16 protein-coding genes are annotated in these 18,859 nt (G+C 44.7%); 10 read left to right on the top strand and 6 right to left on the bottom strand.

Annotated features, from left to right (window positions below; translation table 11 throughout):
• Nucleotides 1-296 precede the first annotated feature (296 nt).
• From uhpT to L3V36_RS04540, 6 genes are all read left to right on the top strand, one after another.
• Nucleotides 297-1,691 (top strand): hexose-6-phosphate:phosphate antiporter, encoded by a 1,395-nt coding sequence (gene uhpT, locus L3V36_RS04515; RefSeq protein ID WP_208774427.1) that lies wholly within the window; start codon nt 297-299, stop codon nt 1,689-1,691.
• 188 nt (nt 1,692-1,879) lie between these two features.
• On the top strand, nt 1,880-2,488 hold the full coding sequence (gene uhpA, locus L3V36_RS04520) for a transcriptional regulator UhpA (RefSeq protein ID WP_004732761.1): 609 nt from the start codon (nt 1,880-1,882) through the stop codon (nt 2,486-2,488).
• Complete coding sequence (gene uhpB, locus L3V36_RS04525; RefSeq protein ID WP_032545887.1) at nt 2,488-3,984, top strand: signal transduction histidine-protein kinase/phosphatase UhpB; 1,497 nt, start codon at nt 2,488-2,490, stop codon at nt 3,982-3,984. Before uhpA ends, uhpB begins: the two co-directional genes overlap by 1 nt.
• Nucleotides 3,985-3,992: 8 nt before the next feature.
• Nucleotides 3,993-5,333 carry an MFS transporter gene (locus L3V36_RS04530; RefSeq protein WP_208774425.1) on the top strand — a complete coding sequence of 447 codons (1,341 nt, stop codon included), beginning with the start codon at nt 3,993-3,995 and terminating at the stop codon, nt 5,331-5,333.
• A 294-nt stretch (nt 5,334-5,627) separates the two neighbouring features.
• Entirely contained in the window at nt 5,628-6,833 is a 1,206-nt protein-coding gene (manA, locus tag L3V36_RS04535; protein WP_102457847.1) for a mannose-6-phosphate isomerase, class I, read from the top strand.
• A 201-nt stretch (nt 6,834-7,034) separates the two neighbouring features.
• The gene (locus tag L3V36_RS04540; protein WP_208774423.1) at nt 7,035-9,950 is read left to right on the top strand and encodes an alkaline phosphatase family protein; all 2,916 of its coding nucleotides are present in this window, start codon (nt 7,035-7,037) and stop codon (nt 9,948-9,950) included.
• A 44-nt stretch (nt 9,951-9,994) separates the two neighbouring features.
• Here the strand turns inward: L3V36_RS04540 and L3V36_RS04545 are convergent, their stop codons facing one another.
• From L3V36_RS04545 to L3V36_RS04570, 6 genes are all read right to left on the bottom strand, one after another.
• A complete protein-coding gene (locus tag L3V36_RS04545) occupies nt 9,995-10,519 on the bottom strand; it encodes a GNAT family N-acetyltransferase (RefSeq protein WP_208774421.1) in 525 nt (174 codons plus the stop codon).
• A gap of 96 nt (nt 10,520-10,615) precedes the next feature.
• Nucleotides 10,616-10,873 carry a YdcH family protein gene (locus L3V36_RS04550; RefSeq protein WP_010432560.1) on the bottom strand — a complete coding sequence of 86 codons (258 nt, stop codon included), beginning with the start codon at nt 10,871-10,873 and terminating at the stop codon, nt 10,616-10,618.
• Nucleotides 10,874-11,029: 156 nt separating this feature from the next.
• On the bottom strand, nt 11,030-12,019 hold the full coding sequence (locus tag L3V36_RS04555; protein WP_017089989.1) for a rhodanese-related sulfurtransferase: 990 nt from the start codon (nt 12,017-12,019) through the stop codon (nt 11,030-11,032).
• Between the two features lie 268 nt (nt 12,020-12,287).
• Nucleotides 12,288-12,719, bottom strand: a complete 432-nt coding sequence (locus L3V36_RS04560; protein ID WP_102447850.1) for a GNAT family N-acetyltransferase — start codon at nt 12,717-12,719, stop codon at nt 12,288-12,290.
• A gap of 73 nt (nt 12,720-12,792) precedes the next feature.
• On the bottom strand, nt 12,793-13,128 hold the full coding sequence (locus tag L3V36_RS04565) for a 5-carboxymethyl-2-hydroxymuconate isomerase (protein WP_102447851.1): 336 nt from the start codon (nt 13,126-13,128) through the stop codon (nt 12,793-12,795).
• A 154-nt stretch (nt 13,129-13,282) separates the two neighbouring features.
• The gene (locus tag L3V36_RS04570) at nt 13,283-14,431 is read right to left on the bottom strand and encodes a PLP-dependent aminotransferase family protein (protein WP_017082999.1); all 1,149 of its coding nucleotides are present in this window, start codon (nt 14,429-14,431) and stop codon (nt 13,283-13,285) included.
• A 115-nt stretch (nt 14,432-14,546) separates the two neighbouring features.
• Between L3V36_RS04570 and L3V36_RS04575 the strand changes: the two genes are divergently transcribed.
• The 4 genes from L3V36_RS04575 to L3V36_RS04590 all read left to right on the top strand — a co-directional run bounded on the left by L3V36_RS04575 (nt 14,547) and on the right by L3V36_RS04590 (nt 18,804).
• The gene (locus L3V36_RS04575; protein WP_017083000.1) at nt 14,547-15,416 is read left to right on the top strand and encodes a helix-turn-helix domain-containing protein; all 870 of its coding nucleotides are present in this window, start codon (nt 14,547-14,549) and stop codon (nt 15,414-15,416) included.
• A gap of 245 nt (nt 15,417-15,661) precedes the next feature.
• The gene (locus tag L3V36_RS04580) at nt 15,662-16,996 is read left to right on the top strand and encodes an MATE family efflux transporter (RefSeq protein WP_208774420.1); all 1,335 of its coding nucleotides are present in this window, start codon (nt 15,662-15,664) and stop codon (nt 16,994-16,996) included.
• Nucleotides 16,997-17,197: 201 nt separating this feature from the next.
• Nucleotides 17,198-17,956, top strand: a complete 759-nt coding sequence (locus L3V36_RS04585) for an ATP-binding cassette domain-containing protein (RefSeq protein ID WP_208774412.1) — start codon at nt 17,198-17,200, stop codon at nt 17,954-17,956.
• Nucleotides 17,953-18,804, top strand: coding sequence for an ATP-binding cassette domain-containing protein (locus L3V36_RS04590; RefSeq protein WP_208774410.1), 852 nt, complete (start codon nt 17,953-17,955; stop codon nt 18,802-18,804). The genes L3V36_RS04585 and L3V36_RS04590 overlap by 4 nt, the downstream gene beginning before the upstream one ends.
• Nucleotides 18,805-18,859: the final 55 nt, after the last annotated feature.

The raw sequence follows: 18,859 nt of genomic DNA on the forward strand, positions 1-18,859 counted from the left end.
TGGCGCTTTTTTTAGGCGAAGTGTTTCACTTGTGTCTGTTCGTTTATAAAGTTCATCAGCCTTGAAATGAGTAACTTTTGTTATCGTAATATCAATACATAACAGACCGTAAACAAAGTGATGCTGTTCACGCTTTCTTGACTCCCAATTCTGAACTAGGAATTTTTCCTAGTTATTCTAAGACCCTCTCTCATGCGGTCGATTTTTAGACTCCTTATTATTTCACGGTCAACTAACAAAGAATGCATGGTCGCAATTATGCCGTGCAGACCTCATAAATAATAAGAGAGTTCACAATGTTAAAGTTCCTAGATCAGGTTCGAAAACCGACACTGGATCTTCCGGTCGAAACTAGAAGAAAAATGTGGTTTAAACCCTTCCTACAATCTTACCTAGTCGTGTTCATTGGTTATCTAACCATGTATTTGATCCGTAAGAACTTCAATGTCGCGCAAAACGACATGATTTCTACTTATGGGTTATCAATGACCGATCTAGGTCTTATCGGTCTTGGTTTCTCAATTACTTATGGTATTGGTAAAACCGTCGTTTCCTATTACGCCGATGGTAAAAACACCAAGCAGTTCCTGCCATTCATGCTTGTCCTTTCTGGTATTGCCATGTTGGGCTTCAGCTTCAGTATGGGTGGCGGCAGCGCTAGCTTATTCATGATGGTTGCCTTCTACGCATTGAGTGGTTTTTTCCAAAGTACGGGTGGCCCTTCAAGTTACTCAACCATCACTAAATGGACGCCTCGTAATAAGCGCGGTTCATACTTAGGTCTTTGGAATATGTCGCACAACGTGGGTGGTGCGGGTGCTGCTGGTGTTGCTCTGTTTGGCGCAAACTACCTATTTGATGGCAACGTAATTGGCATGTTTGTTTTCCCATCTATCATCGCGATTGTGGTCGGCTTTATTGGCATGCGTTTTGGTAATGATTCTCCAGAAGCATACGGTCTAGGTACGGTTGAAGAGTTGTTTGACGAAGAAATCAGCGAAGAAGATACTATTGCTGAAGAAAATCAAATGACTAAGAAAGAGATCTTTGTTGAATATATCCTTAAAAACAAAGTGATCTGGTTACTCTGCTTCGCGAATATCTTTTTGTACATTGTTCGTATCGGTATCGATCAATGGTCTACAGTTTATGCGTATCAAGAGTTAGGTCTATCAAAAGAAACGGCTATTTCAGGCTTTACTCTGTTTGAAGTTGGCGCTCTGGTCGGTACATTAATGTGGGGTTATTTATCAGACCTTGCTAACGGACGTCGTGCTTTAGTTGCTTGTGTATCGCTTGGACTGATTATTGTATCTCTAGAGTTTTATCAGCATGCAACGAGCGAGTTCATGTACCTAGCATCACTATTCGTACTTGGCTTCCTAGTATTCGGTCCTCAACTGTTGATTGGTGTTGCTGCGGTAGGTTTTGTTCCTAAGAAAGCAATCAGTGTGGCTGATGGCGTGAAAGGCACATTTGCTTACCTAATTGGTGACAGTTTTGCCAAACTTGGCCTAGGCATGATTGCAGACGGAACGCCTATTTTCGGCTTAACAGGTTGGAAAGGGACATTTGCAGCACTCGATACTTCTGCTGCCATTTGTATTGTTTTACTGTTGTTCGTTGCTATTGCGGAAGAGAAGAAGATTCGTCACGCGAAGAAGATGCACCTAGCGGCTCAAAACGCGTAGCTTGTCTGAGTACTTGTTCTCGCAAAGAGAGTTTCGGGTAGATAGTTTCACGTGCTTTATTTGATTAAAGCACGTGAGATCATACCAATCGCTAGTTCGATTCAGTATCATCTCTATCAATAAACTTAATATTAAATAGCTCCTGTCGGGGCTATTTTTCTTTCTTACTCTTAATTCTGGTTAATATCATGATTAATGTTGCGCTTGTTGATGACCACGTCATTGTTCGTTCGGGCTTTGCTCAATTACTCAGTCTTGAAACTGATATTACGGTCGTGGGTGAATTTAACTCTGCGGCAGAAGCGCGCCTCGGATTGCCAAGTTGTCACCCTGATGTCGTTATCTTGGATATTTCAATGCAGGATGAAAGTGGCTTGAGCTTATTGGAAGAAATTCCATCAGGCATTGCCAGTATCATGCTGAGCGTACATGACTCTCCGGCAATGGTTGAGAAGTCATTAGAGTTAGGAGCTAAAGGCTACCTCAGTAAGCGCTGTAGCCCAGATGAGTTAATCCAAGCCGTACATACGAGCGCAAATGGTGGCTGTTATCTCACGCCCGATATCGCTATAAAGCTTGCGACACCCATGAAGAATAAAGCCTCTTTAAACCAACTCACCCGCCGAGAAAGCGAAGTGTGTCAGTTATTGGCAACAGGGCTCGATGTGAAATCTATCGCCGTTGAGCTAGGGGTTAGTCATAAAACGGTGCATGTACACCGTGCCAATGCGATGGACAAACTCAATGTTAAGAACAACGTTGAGTTAGCTAAATTGTTCACTCAAGATCAGTACTAATGCGCTCCTATCTAGCCACTTCACTATGTGGGGTTTTTATGGCTGGCTGTGCATGGTTTTGTTTATGGGTTATTGCCTTCTATTTTATTAATGACCCTGAGTTAGCCATTCTGCTTTTCCCATTCTCACTTCGATTGGGAATGACGCTGCACACTCGCACTCACTATTGGCCTGCTATCTATATTGCAGAGTGGGGACTTGCGATCGCTTTAGCGTTATTGCTTGATGAACCCCAATGGCTGACCATACTAGTCGCCAGTGGATTAAGTATTCCTGCCACTCTATTTGCCAAGCGTTATTACTATGGTGATCAAAATCGTCACTTGTTAGTGATGGCGAGCTTAATCATGGTTACCGCATTAATTAACGTTGCCGTGGTGGGTTCTCATGTTCCAGCCGTTTACATGGTGTGGTTAGCGAGTATCACGGGTGGATTGATGCTGGTGCCTATGTGTTATCTGGTCTGGAACTATCTATTCCAAAATAAGTGGGCGCCACTGAGCTCTTACTTAATCCATAATGTTGTAGAGTTCAAAATTCGTCACATCGCTTTATACAGTGTGTTGCTGGTGGCCAGTATTTTGATACAAACCAGCTTGCCTGATGAACTAAGGCGCTTCGCCCCATTTTGTATGGCGATCCCTATTATCTTGCTGGCCGTACGTTACGGATGGCAAGGCGCTTTACTGGCGACCCTGTTAAACAGTGTTGCGCTGATTGCTGCTCATAGCGGAACGTCCAAACTCGAAATTACCGACTTACTCTTGTCTCTATCGGCTCAAACTATTACCGGTATATTGCTGGGCCTTGCGGTTCAAAAGCAGAAAGATCTCAACTCCAAATTGCGAAGCGAGCTTTCCAGAAACCAAAACCTTTCACGCCAGCTAATAACAGCTGAAGAGTCGGTTCGTCGTGATATTGCGCGTGAGCTGCATGATGAAATTGGCCAAAACATCACGGCAATTCGTACGCAGGCAAGCATTATTAAACGTGTCGATGCGGCTGAGATGAGCGTTCGCTGTGCGGGGACGATTGAGTCATTGTCTTTGAATGTTTATGACACCACCAAACGCCTACTTACAAAACTAAGACCTAAGATGTTGGACGATCTTGACCTAAAAGATTCCGTGGAACAGCTTATTCGAGAGATGGAGTTTTCGGATCACGGCGTTGATATCCAGTTAAATTGGCAAGGTGATTACTCGTGTTTGAGTGACACGCTCAAGGTCACTATCTTCAGGCTGTGCCAAGAATCTCTAAACAATGCCTCTAAATACGCCAACGCGAGCGAAATCAGAATTGAACTGATTCTAGATGATCAGGCTTATCTTCGGATCTCAGACAATGGCGTTGGTTTTACAGCGCAAGACCTTCTCAAGGGAATGGGGGTTCGTGGTATGCAAGAGCGAGTTCAGGCGCTCGGTGGCAAGATGACAATCAACGCTAATGGCTCATCTTCGGGTACCAATATCAGCGTTACATTACCTAAAGTGTGAGAACGAATATGTTTGGATTTCTGCGCTCAACAATGTCAAAGAGTGATGCTCTAACTGATGATGAGGTCAATCAGAGTTATCGCTACTGGCGCCTCCACATCATGATAGGTATGTATGTCGGCTATGCAGGTTTTTACTTTACTCGTAAAACCTTTAATTATGCCGCGCCAGCCATGATCACCGACCTTGGCTTGGACAAAGGCGATATCGGCTTAATTGGCACGCTCTTTTATCTTTCTTATGGCTTATCTAAATTTATATCAGGCACGATATCGGATCGTTCAAACCCTCGTTACTTCATGGGGCTTGGCCTAATCGCGACTGGTCTGATAAACATCGCGTTTGGCTTTTCGAGTTCGTTAGCGGCTTTCATCTCGCTTTGGGTACTGAATGCGTGGTTCCAAGGTTGGGGCTGGCCATCGTGTTCCAAGTTATTGACGACTTGGTATTCTCGCTCCGAAAGAGGCTTTCGCTGGGCTATATGGAATACAGCACACAACGTTGGTGGGGCGCTCATTCCTATTCTCGTGGGTTATCTAACGCTGCAATTCAGTTGGCGAGCTGGGTTTATCTGGCCGGGGGTGATTGGTGTATGTATCGGTCTTATCGTTTGCTGGCGCTTACGTGACAAGCCCACCACCATGGGACTCCCGACGGTAGGGAAGTGGCGCAGTGACCACCTAGAGTTGGCGCAAGAGAACCATGGACAAGGGTTAAGCTATCGAGAAATATTGAAAACCTATGTGTTCAGCAATAAGTACATTTGGTTGCTCGCCTTTAGCTATGTGCTGGTTTACATCGTAAGAACGGCGGTCAACGACTGGGGTAACTTATACCTAACCGAAGAACACAATTACAGTTTGATAAACGCCAACGCTGCCTTGTCTCTGTTTGAGATTGGCGGTTTCGTTGGTTCACTTGTTGCTGGGTGGGGCTCGGATAGGCTGTTTGGTGGCAACCGCGGTCCAATGAATATTTTGTTTGCCATCGGCATATTTCTTTCAGTTTCTGCATTGTGGTTGATGCCTTTAACCAATTTTGTGTTTCAAGCTGCTGGGCTGTTTTGTGTCGGCTTTTTTGTTTTTGGTCCTCAAATGCTTATTGGCATGGCGGCGGCAGAATGCTCGCACAAAGACTCTGCTGGGGCGGCGACAGGTTTTGTTGGCTTGTTTGCTTACATGGGTGCAGCACTTTCTGGTTACCCATTAGCGCTCGTTCTAGAAACTTATGGCTGGAGTGGATTCTTCATTACCATCTCGACTTGTGCGGCCGTTATTGGCTTGCTGCTACTGCCTTTCCTACAAGCTCAATCACCTCAGAAAAGTGCAGAGGTTCGCTCTGGTTTTTAAGGACTCTTCCCGATAACAAGATAGTCGCTGGTGTTTGTATTGTTGCTTGCTTCGCTATTGTAACCAGTGCGATACAAGCAGCTATCTTATTCCAAGCGCTTTCTACACGTAATATTCAAATGTGACTCTTTTCACGCTTTTCATCGATCTCACCTGTTTCTAAGAATTTTTCCTATTGCGTCTAAGACCTCATCTCATGTGGGTTCTAGCTGCTCTCTGTAGTCTTTCTAATTATTTACGTTATTAGAATCAGCTCTCTGAATTGTGTTCAAAGGGCTCACTACGGAAAACGCCATGTCACTCAGCCACTTCTCAGAACACTCATTTTTCCCAATGAAAAACACCATCCAAAATTATGCATGGGGGAGTATTTCTTCGATACGTGAACTGTTTGGCTTTAAGAATGAGTCACAAGAGCCGCAAGCGGAAGTTTGGATGGGAGCGCATCCAAAAGGTTGCTCAATGGTCAAGCTGGACCAACATTTGGTGCCTCTATCTGAATTGATTAACAAGAATAAACCCGCTTATCTATCAAGCGATATTGCGCAGGAGTTCGGTGAGCTACCGTTCTTGTTTAAGATCTTGGCTGCAGAAAAAGCGTTGTCTGTTCAGGTTCACCCAAACAAGCGCCAAGCTGAAATTGGCTTTGCTAGAGAAGAGCAAGCAAGCATTCCTCTGACCGCAGGGCATCGTAATTACAAAGACTCGAACCACAAACCTGAATTGGTTTACGCGATCACTGAATACCAAGCGATGAATGGCTTTCGAGAATTCGATGAAATATTAGGCCTGTTCAAAGCGCTGGATTCGATCGAGCTAGCTGGTTTGGTTGAAGAGTTTGGTAGCAATCTTGATTCTCTAGGCTTAGAAGCGTTTTTTCGTGATCTGTTAACTCTAGATGACCAACGTAAACTCAGAGCATTAGAGCAACTTCTGACTTATGCAGCATCTCATCAAGACCAAGCTGAGTTTGCTTTGGTTACTGAGCTTAGCCACCAGTACCCGAACGATATCGGTCTGTTTTGTGTTCTGTTGCTTAACTTGATCACATTGAAGCCAGGTGAAGCTATGTATTTGAATGCAAACACTCCGCATGCTTACATTAAGGGAACCGGGCTTGAGATTATGGCAAATTCAGACAACGTGCTACGAGCCGGTTTAACGCCAAAACACATTGATGTCGCTGAGTTAGTCGCCTGCACAAAATTCACGCCAATTCCGTTCGAACGCTTGTTGTTAGCGCCCTCAAAACTGGGGCAATGTGATAGCTATGATATTCCTGTCAGTGATTTTGATTTCAATATCTTTCATCGCCCTCATCAAGAAGAAGTCATCACAAGCGGTGCTGAAATTTTAATGGCGATAGACGATGATTTAACGTTAATGAGTCAGAAAGGTGAGCATTTAACCCTTACTAAAGGGCAATCGGTATTTATCCCAGCCTATATTGGCCATTATGAATTGAGCAGCAACGGGCGAGTGGCTAGGGCGTTTAATTAAGGAATAGCTGTCGTCTAACATTAGAAAGCTTTCGGGCTTTGGCTATGCGGTAAAGTCGTAGAGATATTAGTAAGAATGAACATTTCATAACAATAAGAGCTCTTCGAATCAGAAAACAAACGTTTTCATAGGTTGACTAATAAATGCAAACTGAAACAATAAGTCGCATTTATAGAAGTGTGTTGATCTAAAGGAAATTTGATGAGCTCTTATTCTCACGTTCGCAGTTACGCCAGTTTATTCAGTGTCTTATCGTTGGCGGTTGCGTCAGCTCCGAGTGCCGCTGATATATCAACAACGCCCGTCATTGGTGGCGTTTTTAGCTCCAGTGAAGTGTTGAAAAATCAGGTGCTTTCAAGCCTAAGTTATTCTGCCAAACTCACTCGTGATGCAGCTCTTTTCACTATTGGTGGAGTTACATTAGATGCGTATATTCTCGCTCTCCCTTTAGATGTCAAAACAAAAGCCAGAGTCGTTGCTCAGTTATCTAACCCGACGTACTCAATTCCTCTGGGTTATTTTCTCTATAGTTATTACGACCGCTATTCAGGCTTGGGCAGTGAAGATGTGTTCAAATCTTACTTGTCGACGGTTTATGATAAGCAGGCGCTAAAGGGCTTTGAACATAGCCTCTATCATGTTGGAGATAAGCCAACCTCAGAGCATCACGAGCCAGATACCTCGACTGAAGCAACGGGACATCATGAAGGTATTCGTATCGATGAGCAGTTCATTGCTAACATGGTGGTTATCTACGATGCGTTATTCGAAATTGGTGTTTGGCAGGATATGGACACGCTCCCTGCGAATTACACATACTTAACCAATAGCCCTGAAGATCTAGCGATCATCGCTCAGATTCAACCGATCATTGTTGATTTGATCGGTAAAGCGGCATTGGGAATGGATGACGGCGACATGAAGTCTGCAATGTTGGCGATTGCAGAAGATGGTAAACCAGAAAACGCTGATAAGCCGAATAACAAAGCACAAGCTCTTACCATCACGCTTATTGATTTTGTGCGCTTAAACTTGCTGAAAGCCTACCGACAGTTTGTGTTTAAAGAAGAACGTGCAGAAGCGCTCGATGATTGGATGCAACAAGCGTTCAGTGACCAGCCTGATGCGCTAATACAATTCTTAGAATCCCAACAGCACAAACGTTTTGCGGTCCAAGTGACCGTCGACGGTTTACAGCAGGGTTTGATCGAAGGCTTGGTCGATGAAGATTCACCTTTCATTTCTGTTGCTTACCAAAATCATAAAAACCGAGCGCAATACAAACCTAAGCTAGAAACGGTGATTGAGCCTGAGCATCAACAGCAGGTGAGGTTCATGGAGGTTCTGTCTGAACAAACCTACCGTGATCCGAATTATCTTCCGTTCTTCAAAAAACTCTATCAAGAGAATCGAAATAATATAAGCCGAGTGGGTATCTCTTCTACTCCGACGATAAGCGTACGTAATCTACCGATCATCAAAACGGGCGCAAAAGTGTCTGGTAACGGTGGTACGGGTATCCCTAATTTCCACTTTGTTGACCGAGAGATCGACCGAGCTTATTACTTCTTCGGCAATGATGCCCTGCAGTTGGATGTGTTGATGGCAAACAACAAGGTGCAGACCATGTTTGATCGCCTTGATTACCTCAAAACGCTGAACTGCAACGCTCAATATGATTGGAATGCTCACACCACTTACGATGGGCTAGTAAACCTAGGTTTGGGTGAGTCACTCCGTGATTATGGTGAGAAACGTTGCGTTAAAGAGCTTCAAGAACGTTCAGAAGTCGAAGTGGTTTTGCAAGAAAAGCGTCAAGCCTTGATTGAAGATATTGAAGCGTATCAGTCTATATCTGGCTTTGATTTTTTCACTAAGTTTTCAAAGAGAGCTCTGGTTAAACAGTCGATCACTCAGTTTGCCGTGTTAGATGGAAAAGGGATGCCAGACTACACCTTGGTTTATAACCCATGGCCGGATCACTTCGCACACTTTACCGGTCCTTTTAGTGACGAAATTCTGATGCCGACGGGAGAGCTTAACCGACTGGACTATTGGATTCGCCAGATTGAAGCGACCTACCGCAGTGCAGGCGTTTACGATAAAACGCTATGGGGCATGGCAGGAGATCATGGTTTAACGCCAGTGTTCTACGCGCTCAACCCCGAAAAGCAGGTATTCGAAGGCTTACAAGCCGAGCTAGAGTATCCCATTGTGGTTAAGAAAATATCTTCGGACGAGGGGGAAGGGCCTAAAATCACCAATGCTCTAAGCTACCCAAGCTCGAAGGAATTGGATGTGGTGGTTGCCTCGACGGCTGGTGGTAACTTCATGATGGACTTCTTTAATTCGGCTCAAGGGTGGCAGGTTCAGCCGGTTTACCAAGAACTCACGCAGTGGTCTCCGATTGCAGCGCCAGCTGGTCAGAATATCGACATCATTAATCAGATAGCACAACGCTTGCCTGAAAGTCTTGATTATATGGTCGTAAGAGAAAGCACATGTGATCGACAACGTTGCGCTGTTCGTGTGATTGGCAACCGTGATTTAAAACGGGTCGATGAATTGATCACACGTGAAGGTGACAAGCTTTTCTATGAGTCATTGGAAGACAATCGAGCGCCGATTTTACTCAATACGCAAAGGTTAAATCCATACCTAGCATCACCAAGCGAAGCTGATTTTTCACAGTATTCTCAATTGGTCGACAAGTGTATTAACCGAGCGGTTAAAGCGGATGTGACAACGTGGTGTAGCAGTGCTGAGTGGACTTCATTGACGCAGCCAACACCTCGACCAGATTCAGTGAATCAACTGGCTAATATCTACCTTGAAGATAGGGCTGGCACGGTTAACTTGTTCCCTAAAGCGGGAATTGGCTACAACACTAAGGTGCCGGGTCGTCATGCTGGTGAGGATTACTTAGAGAAAGATGCTTTCATCGGATTCTGGGGAGCGCCAATTGGCGATAACTCTCAGCAATTGAAAATTGAAGCTAACGGATCTTTAGCGCCAACGCTGTTTGAGTATTTGACCGGAGAACCTGTGGTCGAAGGCGAGAACGGTTGGGGTTTTCCGTCGTTGATTGAGAAATTAGATATTTCAAGCGCGCGCTAAAGTAAACGCTCTCTACCTACTCGCTATCTGTATTTTCTCTATGGTTAGCGAGGCTGAGAGTTAGCTAGGTTGAGAGCCAATCCCACAAAATCATCATCTCCTTCATCAACAACTCGGTAGTCAAGTGACTGATAAAAGCTAATGGCGCGAGTGTTACTTCTAAAGCTCGATAGAGTGACTTGGCTTCGTTGCTCTTCCATGGCTCTCTTATGTATGAGAGTCATGACTTGCTTGCCAAGTGAGCGGCCTTGGTTTTGAGGGAAAATGATCAGCAGATGAATATGGAATGCGTTGTCATAAGGCTTAAAGCAGACTAGTCCTACTCTCTCATTTTCGCGATATATCCAATGAAACCAAGAGGGATGATAATCATTGATTAGGCGTTGATGCTGAAAGTCATCATCCCAACCGAAAACGTCATCTACGTGTATGAATATACCTTGTTTCACACACGTAAACAGTTCTTCGAATTCATGATTTGAAACGAGCTGGAATTGTATATTCTCTTCTTGTCTTGCCACAGTGTCCGCTTCCTTATCAAACGCCTTTGAATAAGCAAACAGTAACATAATTGAAGGCGCCGAATTAGCTTAGATTTGCGATGTGATGAAACCAAAAAGCCATGCGTGATGCATGGCTTAAAATAGAGTTTTGGCCTGATTTTTCTATACGATCTTAAGTGCGTGGTGGCGCGTGAGCTGTTTGTGTAGCGAGTCTTTTAGCGCCATGCGTTCAACTTTGAGGTTGTGCATGCTGTCGTCATCGATAGGGCTGCCAGAGATTTCTAGCTGACGGATGTCGTAGTCGAGTTGGTGGTATTTCTGCATGTCTGCTTTGAATTTTTCGTCGTCGTGGTTGAGCTGAACAATGTCTAATTTAAGATCTGGGAAATCTAAGATAAAGGCATGGTTTTCATTGAGCATTGGCACTTCCTCTCTAGTCGGATTATTAACAGTATAGAAGCAATTTATCGAAAGAAATGTGGCTCAAAACACAAAGCGAGAACAGGATCAAAAAAGGGCATTAACGTTCCATTGTGGATTCGCTGATGCCCTTTGTTATTTTCGTAATACTAAAAACTACTTCGCTTTCTTACCAGAGCGTTGCTGCTCTTTGTGTGCTAGCTTTTCTTTCTTACGTTGATCGATAAGGTGAGCGGCTTCGCCACCTACGTGGGTTTCGCCACGAGCATTCGACAGTTGAACTTGCTTTTCACGTTCGCGGAAACGGGCTTTCTGCTCATCGCTGTGCTTATCAATACACTTAGGGCAGCTTACGCCTTTCTCGAAGTGCTCAGAGGCTTTGTCTTCGTCAGTGATTGGCAGACGACACGCGTTACACACATCGTAACCGCTCTTTTCTAGCTGGTGGTTTACTGCAACACGACCATCAAATACGTAGCAGTCGCCTTCCCACATGCTCTCTTCTTCTGGTACTTCTTCTAGGTACTTAAGAATGCCGCCTTCAAGGTGGTAAACCTCATCAAAGCCTTGCTCTTTCATGTAGGCTGTTGATTTTTCGCAACGAATACCGCCAGTACAGAACATCGCGACTTTTTTGTGTTTCTTAGGATCGAGATTTTCTTCAACGTATTGAGGGAATTCACGGAAGGTTTCTGTGTTTGGGTTTACAGCATTTTTGAATGTACCGATATCGACTTCGTAGTCGTTGCGAGTATCAACCAGAATCACATCAGGATCAGAAATCAGAGCGTTCCATTCGTTTGGTTTCACGTAAGTGCCGACAACGTGGCGTGGGTCGATACCCTCAACGCCCATGGTTACGATCTCTTTCTTAAGCTTAACCTTGGTGCGGTTGAATGGTTGTTCTTCGTTGAACGACTCTTTGTAAACAACATCAGCCAAACGAGAATCTTGTTTGAACCATTGAAGAAGAGCGTCGATAGATTCGCGCTTTCCTGCAACAGTGCCGTTGATGCCTTCGCTCGCAAGTAGCAAAGTACCACGGATTTGGTTAGCTTCTAACACGTCAGTGAGTGGCTGGCGAATTTCTTGGTAATCATCAAGTGCTACGAATTTATACAGAGCACATACAACATATTGAGACATGGTTTTTCCTTTCTGCGAGCTGGAACGTAAATCCAGAGCGGTTGCCTTTTATGATACATACTGAGTTTGATTTACTCAGGTTTGCCCATATTGGCTTATTAAAATCCGCCGCAGTATAACCAAGCCAAGGAAGGACAAAAACCAACCAAAAGTAGGGCTATTTAGCATTATTACCAGTGTGGTTTTAGATGTGTGGAGGTGGTAGCTATTTGATAAGCAGTTTTAGCTCAGATAAGTAGTGATATCTTGTTGTTGATTGAATATTTGGCTACGAACTTATGTTGTATCTCATTTCAATGAGCTGGTGTTCCCCGAAGATTTCTACTTCACGAATGAACTCAAAGCCAAACTTTTCATAGTAATTCTTTAGGTATTGATGGGCGTGGATTTCAATTACTTTAGCACCATGTTCAGAGGCATGTTTTAGAAGTGCCGTGACAATTTCAGATGCGATACCAGATCCTCGATAAGGCTGTAGAACAGCAACTCGCGCCATAGTTGAGTGTCCTGATTCATCAATGTGCAAGCGTGCAGTCGCGACTAAATTATCTTCATCGGTGATGAGTGCATGATGTGAGACAGGATCGAGCCCATCAAGATCCAATATCTGCGGTATGCCTTGTTCAACAACGAAGACTTGATGACGAATGGATTGTGCTTTCATTATCAATTCAGGGTTGTTACCAATCACCACTTCCATTTATTGCTCCATGTTGTCTAACTAATGCTTTGAAAATACTCTATTTGAGGGGCTGTTCGTTTGTGACTTGCCTTTAAACTAAGGCTTTTGAATAGCTACTTGCCTCTATATCAATGATCTCTACGGTCAGCGAAGCATTGGATAGTGGAAGAGTCAGTAATTGATCCAAAATGGACCTGGAGAGCATCGTTTTAATGCTCTCGTTACGCCCAGACAAAATACGCACAGAGACATGCACGAAGTCTTCTTTTACTTCACCAGTTTGGTAATGCTGGTAGGCAAGGCTGCGTACTTTGATGTCTTCTCCTGTTGGTGAGAACAACTGAGATTCCATCGCGCCGAGAAACACTTTCTGATTGAGTTGCTGACCATCAACAGTGGATGAGTGTTCGATAATACAATGAGGCAAAGTGATGTCCTTTCTGAGTTTTATAGCGACCTAAAATTAAGGCCAATGTGACTCTCTTGTTGAGAATGACATTGGCCCTTAATGCTGATTCGTTGCGGCTTTCTCGGCAACAAGCCGATCAGGCAATCACCAAAGCGGTCAGTATCGTCAGCGATTACGCTTGGTTCAGTACTTCCGCTAAGCGTTTCACCGCTTCCGTCAATTCTTCTGGGTTGGCGTTGGTGAAGTTTAAGCGCAGTGCAGCTTTAGCTTCATCAGCCTTTGGATAGAATACAGGGCTTGGTACTACCGCGACGCCATTCGATAGCAAAGTCTTAGCTAATTCGAAGGTATCGCACTCTGGGATCTCAACCCAAATGAACATCCCGCCATCGACGGCTTTTAACACACAATCTGCAGGCAGTTGTTTTTCTAGTTCTGAGAACAGCACCTCATAACGAGACTTGTACAGTGTGCGAATGTTTTCCATATGTACGTTGAAGTCTTCATGTTTTAGAAGGCCGACAAGCAGCGCTTGCATGGGTACACTTGAGTGCAAGTCAGCGCCTTGTTTCACTTTGATCAGTGGCTCAAGGTAGCTGCGTTTGCCTGTTACCGCGCCAATACGTAGGCCTGGCGATGCAATCTTAGAGAATGAACGAAGAACGATAGAGTTATCAGGGCAGAACGAAGAAACCAATGGCAGTTCCGTACCAGTGAAACGTAGCTCACGGTATGGAGCATCTTCAATGAAGGCTACGTTGTATTTGATACACAGCTCAGCCACTTTTTGACGAGTTTCTGTTGCCCAGCACACGCCGGTTGGGTTGTGGAAGTCAGGCACGGCATAGAACATTTTTGGCGCTTGCTCGGCAAAGCATGTTTCCAGTTCATCTAGGTTCGGGCCAAATTCAGTTTGAGACACGGTAGCGATGTTTGCTTGAACTAGGCCAAACACCTGCATCGCACCTAAGTAGCTTGGCGCTTCCATCACAACCACATCACCCGGGTCAACATACGCACGCGCAATCAAATCCAAACCTTGCTGAGAGCCAGTACAAATCATTGCCGTGTGTGACTCTGGCAATTGGTAGCTTTGTGTTAGGTGATCAAGCAACGGGCCATAACCTGCGGTCGAACCGTATTGGAAAACTTCAGGCATGTTCGCTAGGTTTTCTAGCGTAGGCTTCATTAAATCGATAGGGAATGTTTTCGCATCGGGTAAACCACCGGCCAACGAAATAACATTTGGATCGCTTGCGGCTGCTAAGATCTCTCGAATGTATGAAGATTGAATCTGTTGTAATGACTGTGCGATTTCCATGTGTTGTGTCTCGTCGTTTATCGTTTTTATTCTATCGCTTGATATTACACGGCAATTGTAAAAACTGGCGTGTCCGTTTATGCTCTTAAATATGTCCATTTATGCTATTTGAACGATGTCACGACAACACATATCCCGAATCAATGATGTTTTGTTCCATATTCACCAAGACATCAGTCAGCCTTTGTCGGCAAAAGCGCTCTCTGAGATTGCTGCGTATTCAGAGCAACACTTTCATCGCACGTTCAAAAGTGTGGTTGGGGAGTCGTTGCATCAATACATTCGACGCACTCGAATGGAGTATGCGGCCAATCAATTAATGTTCGATACCAGCTCGTCTGTGGTTGAGATCGCCCATAAATGTGGCTTTAGCTCTGTGTCTTCGTTTAGCCGAGCATTTAAAGCGACCTTTAATATGTCGCCAGGAGAATGGCGTAAGCATGATTTACAGATTGCAGAAAAACCTTACCTGAAAGATCCCGAAGTGGCGGCAGGCTATTTGAATGTGTCGCAGCGGGAGTTACCGGAACCTAAAATTGTTGAAGTATCAGACCGAATGGCAGCTTATGTTCGACATACTGGCTATAACCGATCCATTCGTAATGCGTGGTTGATATTGAAAGCATGGGCGAACTCTGAACAGCGTGATTTTTCGAGTCAGTTCGGCTTGCATCACTCTAACCCTGCTTGGGTTGAAATGGATCAGTGTCGTTATGTCGCGTGCATCGCGATAGATGAGCCGATCAAGTATCGAGGTGTCGTGAACCAGATGGTGATTCCAGGCGGTTTGCATGCCGTATTTCGACTTAATGGTCGTTATGGTGAGCTGCTACCACAGATCAGTATGGTATTGGAAAAATGGTTACCGGCTTCTGGTTTCAAACAGCGCTCGACTCCTGCGTATGTGCATTATCATCGGAACCATTTTCTCAATAGTGATGAAGTGTTTGAGCTTGATTTCTACCTCCCTGTGAGTTTTTACTGAGCCTTTATCAGGCTAACTAATGAATTGGCTCGGTAATTGGTTTTGTTGTTTTTTTTCGAGCGTGGCTTTACTCATTTGTTGTGGCTAATTTGCTCACTCAATGGCTGAAAGGCATCTTATGTTGGTGATGTAATGAAGAGAAAGCTTGTTGATAATTTACCTCAGTAATTGATGACAACGTACGGATTAAGCGATAGCATCCCGTTCTAATTGCAAATAATTCTTAATATCACTCGCTAGAATATATGACCATTACCCATAAAGATTATCTTAAAATCGCCTTCCCCTTCATCATCTCTACGGTGACACAGCCTTTGTTAGGTGCGGTGGATACTGCTGTTATCGGCCAACTTGGCATTGCTGAATTGATTGGTGGCGTGGCGATCGGCACCATCATTATGAACACCATGTATTGGCTGTTTGGTTTTTTCCGTGTTAGTACCACGGGACAAAGTGCGATGGCACTGGGCAAAGGGAATCGTTCTGATTTAGCGGGCAGCTTGATGCGCCCGTTCGTATTGTCTGGTTTGGTGGGTTTGATCTTTATCTTGATACAACCGCTAATCTGGCAAGGCGCGATGTGGGTGATAGAACCTGAAGCGAAAGTGGCTGAGCACGCGCATATCTACTTCAGTATTTTGATTTATGGTGCACCTTTTGTACTGCTCAACTACACCATTATTGGTTGGTTAATGGGGCAGGCGAAAGCCAAAGAAGTTCTTTATACACAAGTGTTTGGTAACGTGTTGAACATTGTATTGGATGCGGTGTTTGTACTTTATTTCGACTTGGGTGTTGCGGGTGTGGCCTACGCAAGTTTGATTGCACAAGTCACTACTTTCGCTATTGGTATGACACTGGTGATTAAGACCAGCAATATCTCGATCTCTGAGTTCCTACAAGGTTCGAAGATGACTAAGAAAGACCTATCGACAATCATCTCTTCAAATACCGACCTCTTACTTCGTACCATCTGTATTTTAGTTTTCTTCAACATGATGGCGCGTACTGGTTCTAAACTGGGTGCCGATGTTCTGGCTGCTAACGCGATCTTGATGCAGGTGACCTTCATTGTCAGTTACATGTTTGACGGCATTGCCAATGCATCGAGTGTGTTCGCGGGTAAAGCGGTAGGTCAGAAAAACCCTTCAATGTTGGATCGTGTATTAAGACTTAACTTCCAATGGACGGCGAGTTTTATTGTCGTACTGACCTTCCTCACCTTGGTATTCAAAGACAGCATTGTCTTCTTGTTTACCGATATCCCAACGCTTGTCGCTCTATATCAAGAGATGGCTCCGTGGTTGATTGTGTTCCCGCTGGTGTCTGGCTTTGGATTAACGGTTTACGGCATCTTTACCGGAACGGGTACCACGCGTCCGGTTAGGGACTCTAGCATCGCTACTTTGTTGGTTTTCTTAGCGGTACAGGCATTATCAATCGATATGTGGGGCAATCATGGTTTGTGGTTGGCGTTTACCTTGTTTTATCTTGGACGTATTGCCTTCTTGTATCCGTTCATCGCACAAGTTAAGCAGAAGTGCCTTCCAACAGAAGGTGCATCCGCGGCGTGTCATTAGGTTAGAAACACAATCGTTATTGCCAGTACTTTTGAAAGCGCCTGACAGCATTATGCTAAGGGCGCTTTTTCTATCTAATGACCTAGTAAAAATGGTCAATCAAACAGCAAATAAAATGCGATACGGTTCAATGTTCGCTTTTCATCATGTAGGCTTAATGATAGGGTTGTTATGTTATAACATCCATTTATGAGTATCTGCGTGAACACCCCACTTCTGTCTGTTGACCAATTAACGATCAAAACCTCTTCGAGAACACTTTTTCAAGATATTCATTTCGATGTATATCGAGGAGAGCTGTTGGCGATCATGGGTCCATCAGGCATTGGTAAGTCGATGCTTTCACGCGCGATTGCGGGTTTTCTGCCAGAGACGGTTGAAGTTGAAGGCCATATTTCTCTTTCTGGCGATGCCGTGTGTGGCTTGCCTATGTTGCAAAGAACCGCAGCACAGCGCCCCGCAGTTATCTTTCAAGATGCGCTTCAAGCATTAAATCCTCTGGTTTCCATTGAAGGTCAACTCAGTTTGGCATTGACGGGGACGCGCACTAAGCTTAAATCACAAGACAAGATCAAACTCACTGAATTGTTAATGCAGCTTGGATTTCCTAACCCTGAAACTATATTGCCGTTATATCCGAGCCAAATTTCGGGAGGGCAACGCCAACGGATTTGTATTGCGATTGGCTTGCTGAGTAACGCCGATCTCATCATCGCCGATGAACCAACCAGCGCGTTAGATCCGGTGACAGAGCAAGAGATACTTAAGCTGATTCGAGACAATGTTAAACAGCGACAAATCGGTGGCTTGTTGATTACTCATGACCTGCACAGCGCATTAGCGTGTGACAAATTGTTGGTCATCGATGATGGTGGAGTGGTGGCTTACGGCGCACCAAAACATGCGCTTGAATCAAGTTCTCACGCTTTCTGTTGTTCATTGAGAGACTTAATCGAATGAGCTCGACCTTACCACTAAATTCAGAAGTCTCGTCGTTAATGCCAGTGATAGATTCAGAAACACAAACACCGATCGAGATTAAGTTCCAAAATGTCGGGGTTCATTATTACTCAGTGCCAAGTTGGTTGGGGGGTAAGGCGTTCAAAGCGCTACAGAACATCGACCTCAATGTTGAAGACAAAAGCTTAGCCATTGTTGGCCGTTCTGGTGCCGGAAAATCGACACTGTTCGAGCTGTTATTTGGCCTAAAATCACCGACTGTTGGCCGAATCAGCCTATTTGGCCATTCGCTGCCGATTCGCAATAGCAAAACGCAAGCAACGGTGTGTCGCTTGATCCAGTTGGTACCACAAGAGCCTCATACCAGTCTCAACCCTTACTATACCGTTCGACAGATCTTAGCCGAACCGCTAAGCAACTTAGACGTTTCTGGTAATCATGAAAGCATTATTGAAGAGACGCTATTGGACGTGGGCTTACCTGCCACTTTGTTATCACTGAAACCGAATCAACTTTCTACAGGCCAAGCTCAACGTGTGGCTATCGCTCGGGCTCTTGTCGTTAGACCCGCAGTGTTGGTGGCCGATGAGCCGACTGCCAGCCTTGACCCTGTGAACCGTCAAAGGTTGCTGGATTTACTTAACTCACTGAAGAATAAGCGCGACATGCGAATCGTTTTGGTGACGCATGATCTCGGTGCGGCAAAGGCGCTTTGTGAAGAAATTCTGGTTCTTGACCATGGCGAGATGGTGGAGCATGGACCGACACCTCAAGTGATGAGCACGCCTGCTCACCCTGCGACTCAGTTGCTGATTCAATCTCAGCCACTTTCGAAATCTACTTGTTAACACAACCTTATTTATTACGAAATACTGCTTATTAACGAAATACTGTTTATTAACG

Origin of the sequence: Vibrio sp. G-C-1, assembly GCF_021728015.1 — a bacterium.
In the GTDB taxonomy this organism is placed as follows: Bacteria; Pseudomonadota; Gammaproteobacteria; order Enterobacterales; family Vibrionaceae; genus Vibrio; species Vibrio splendidus.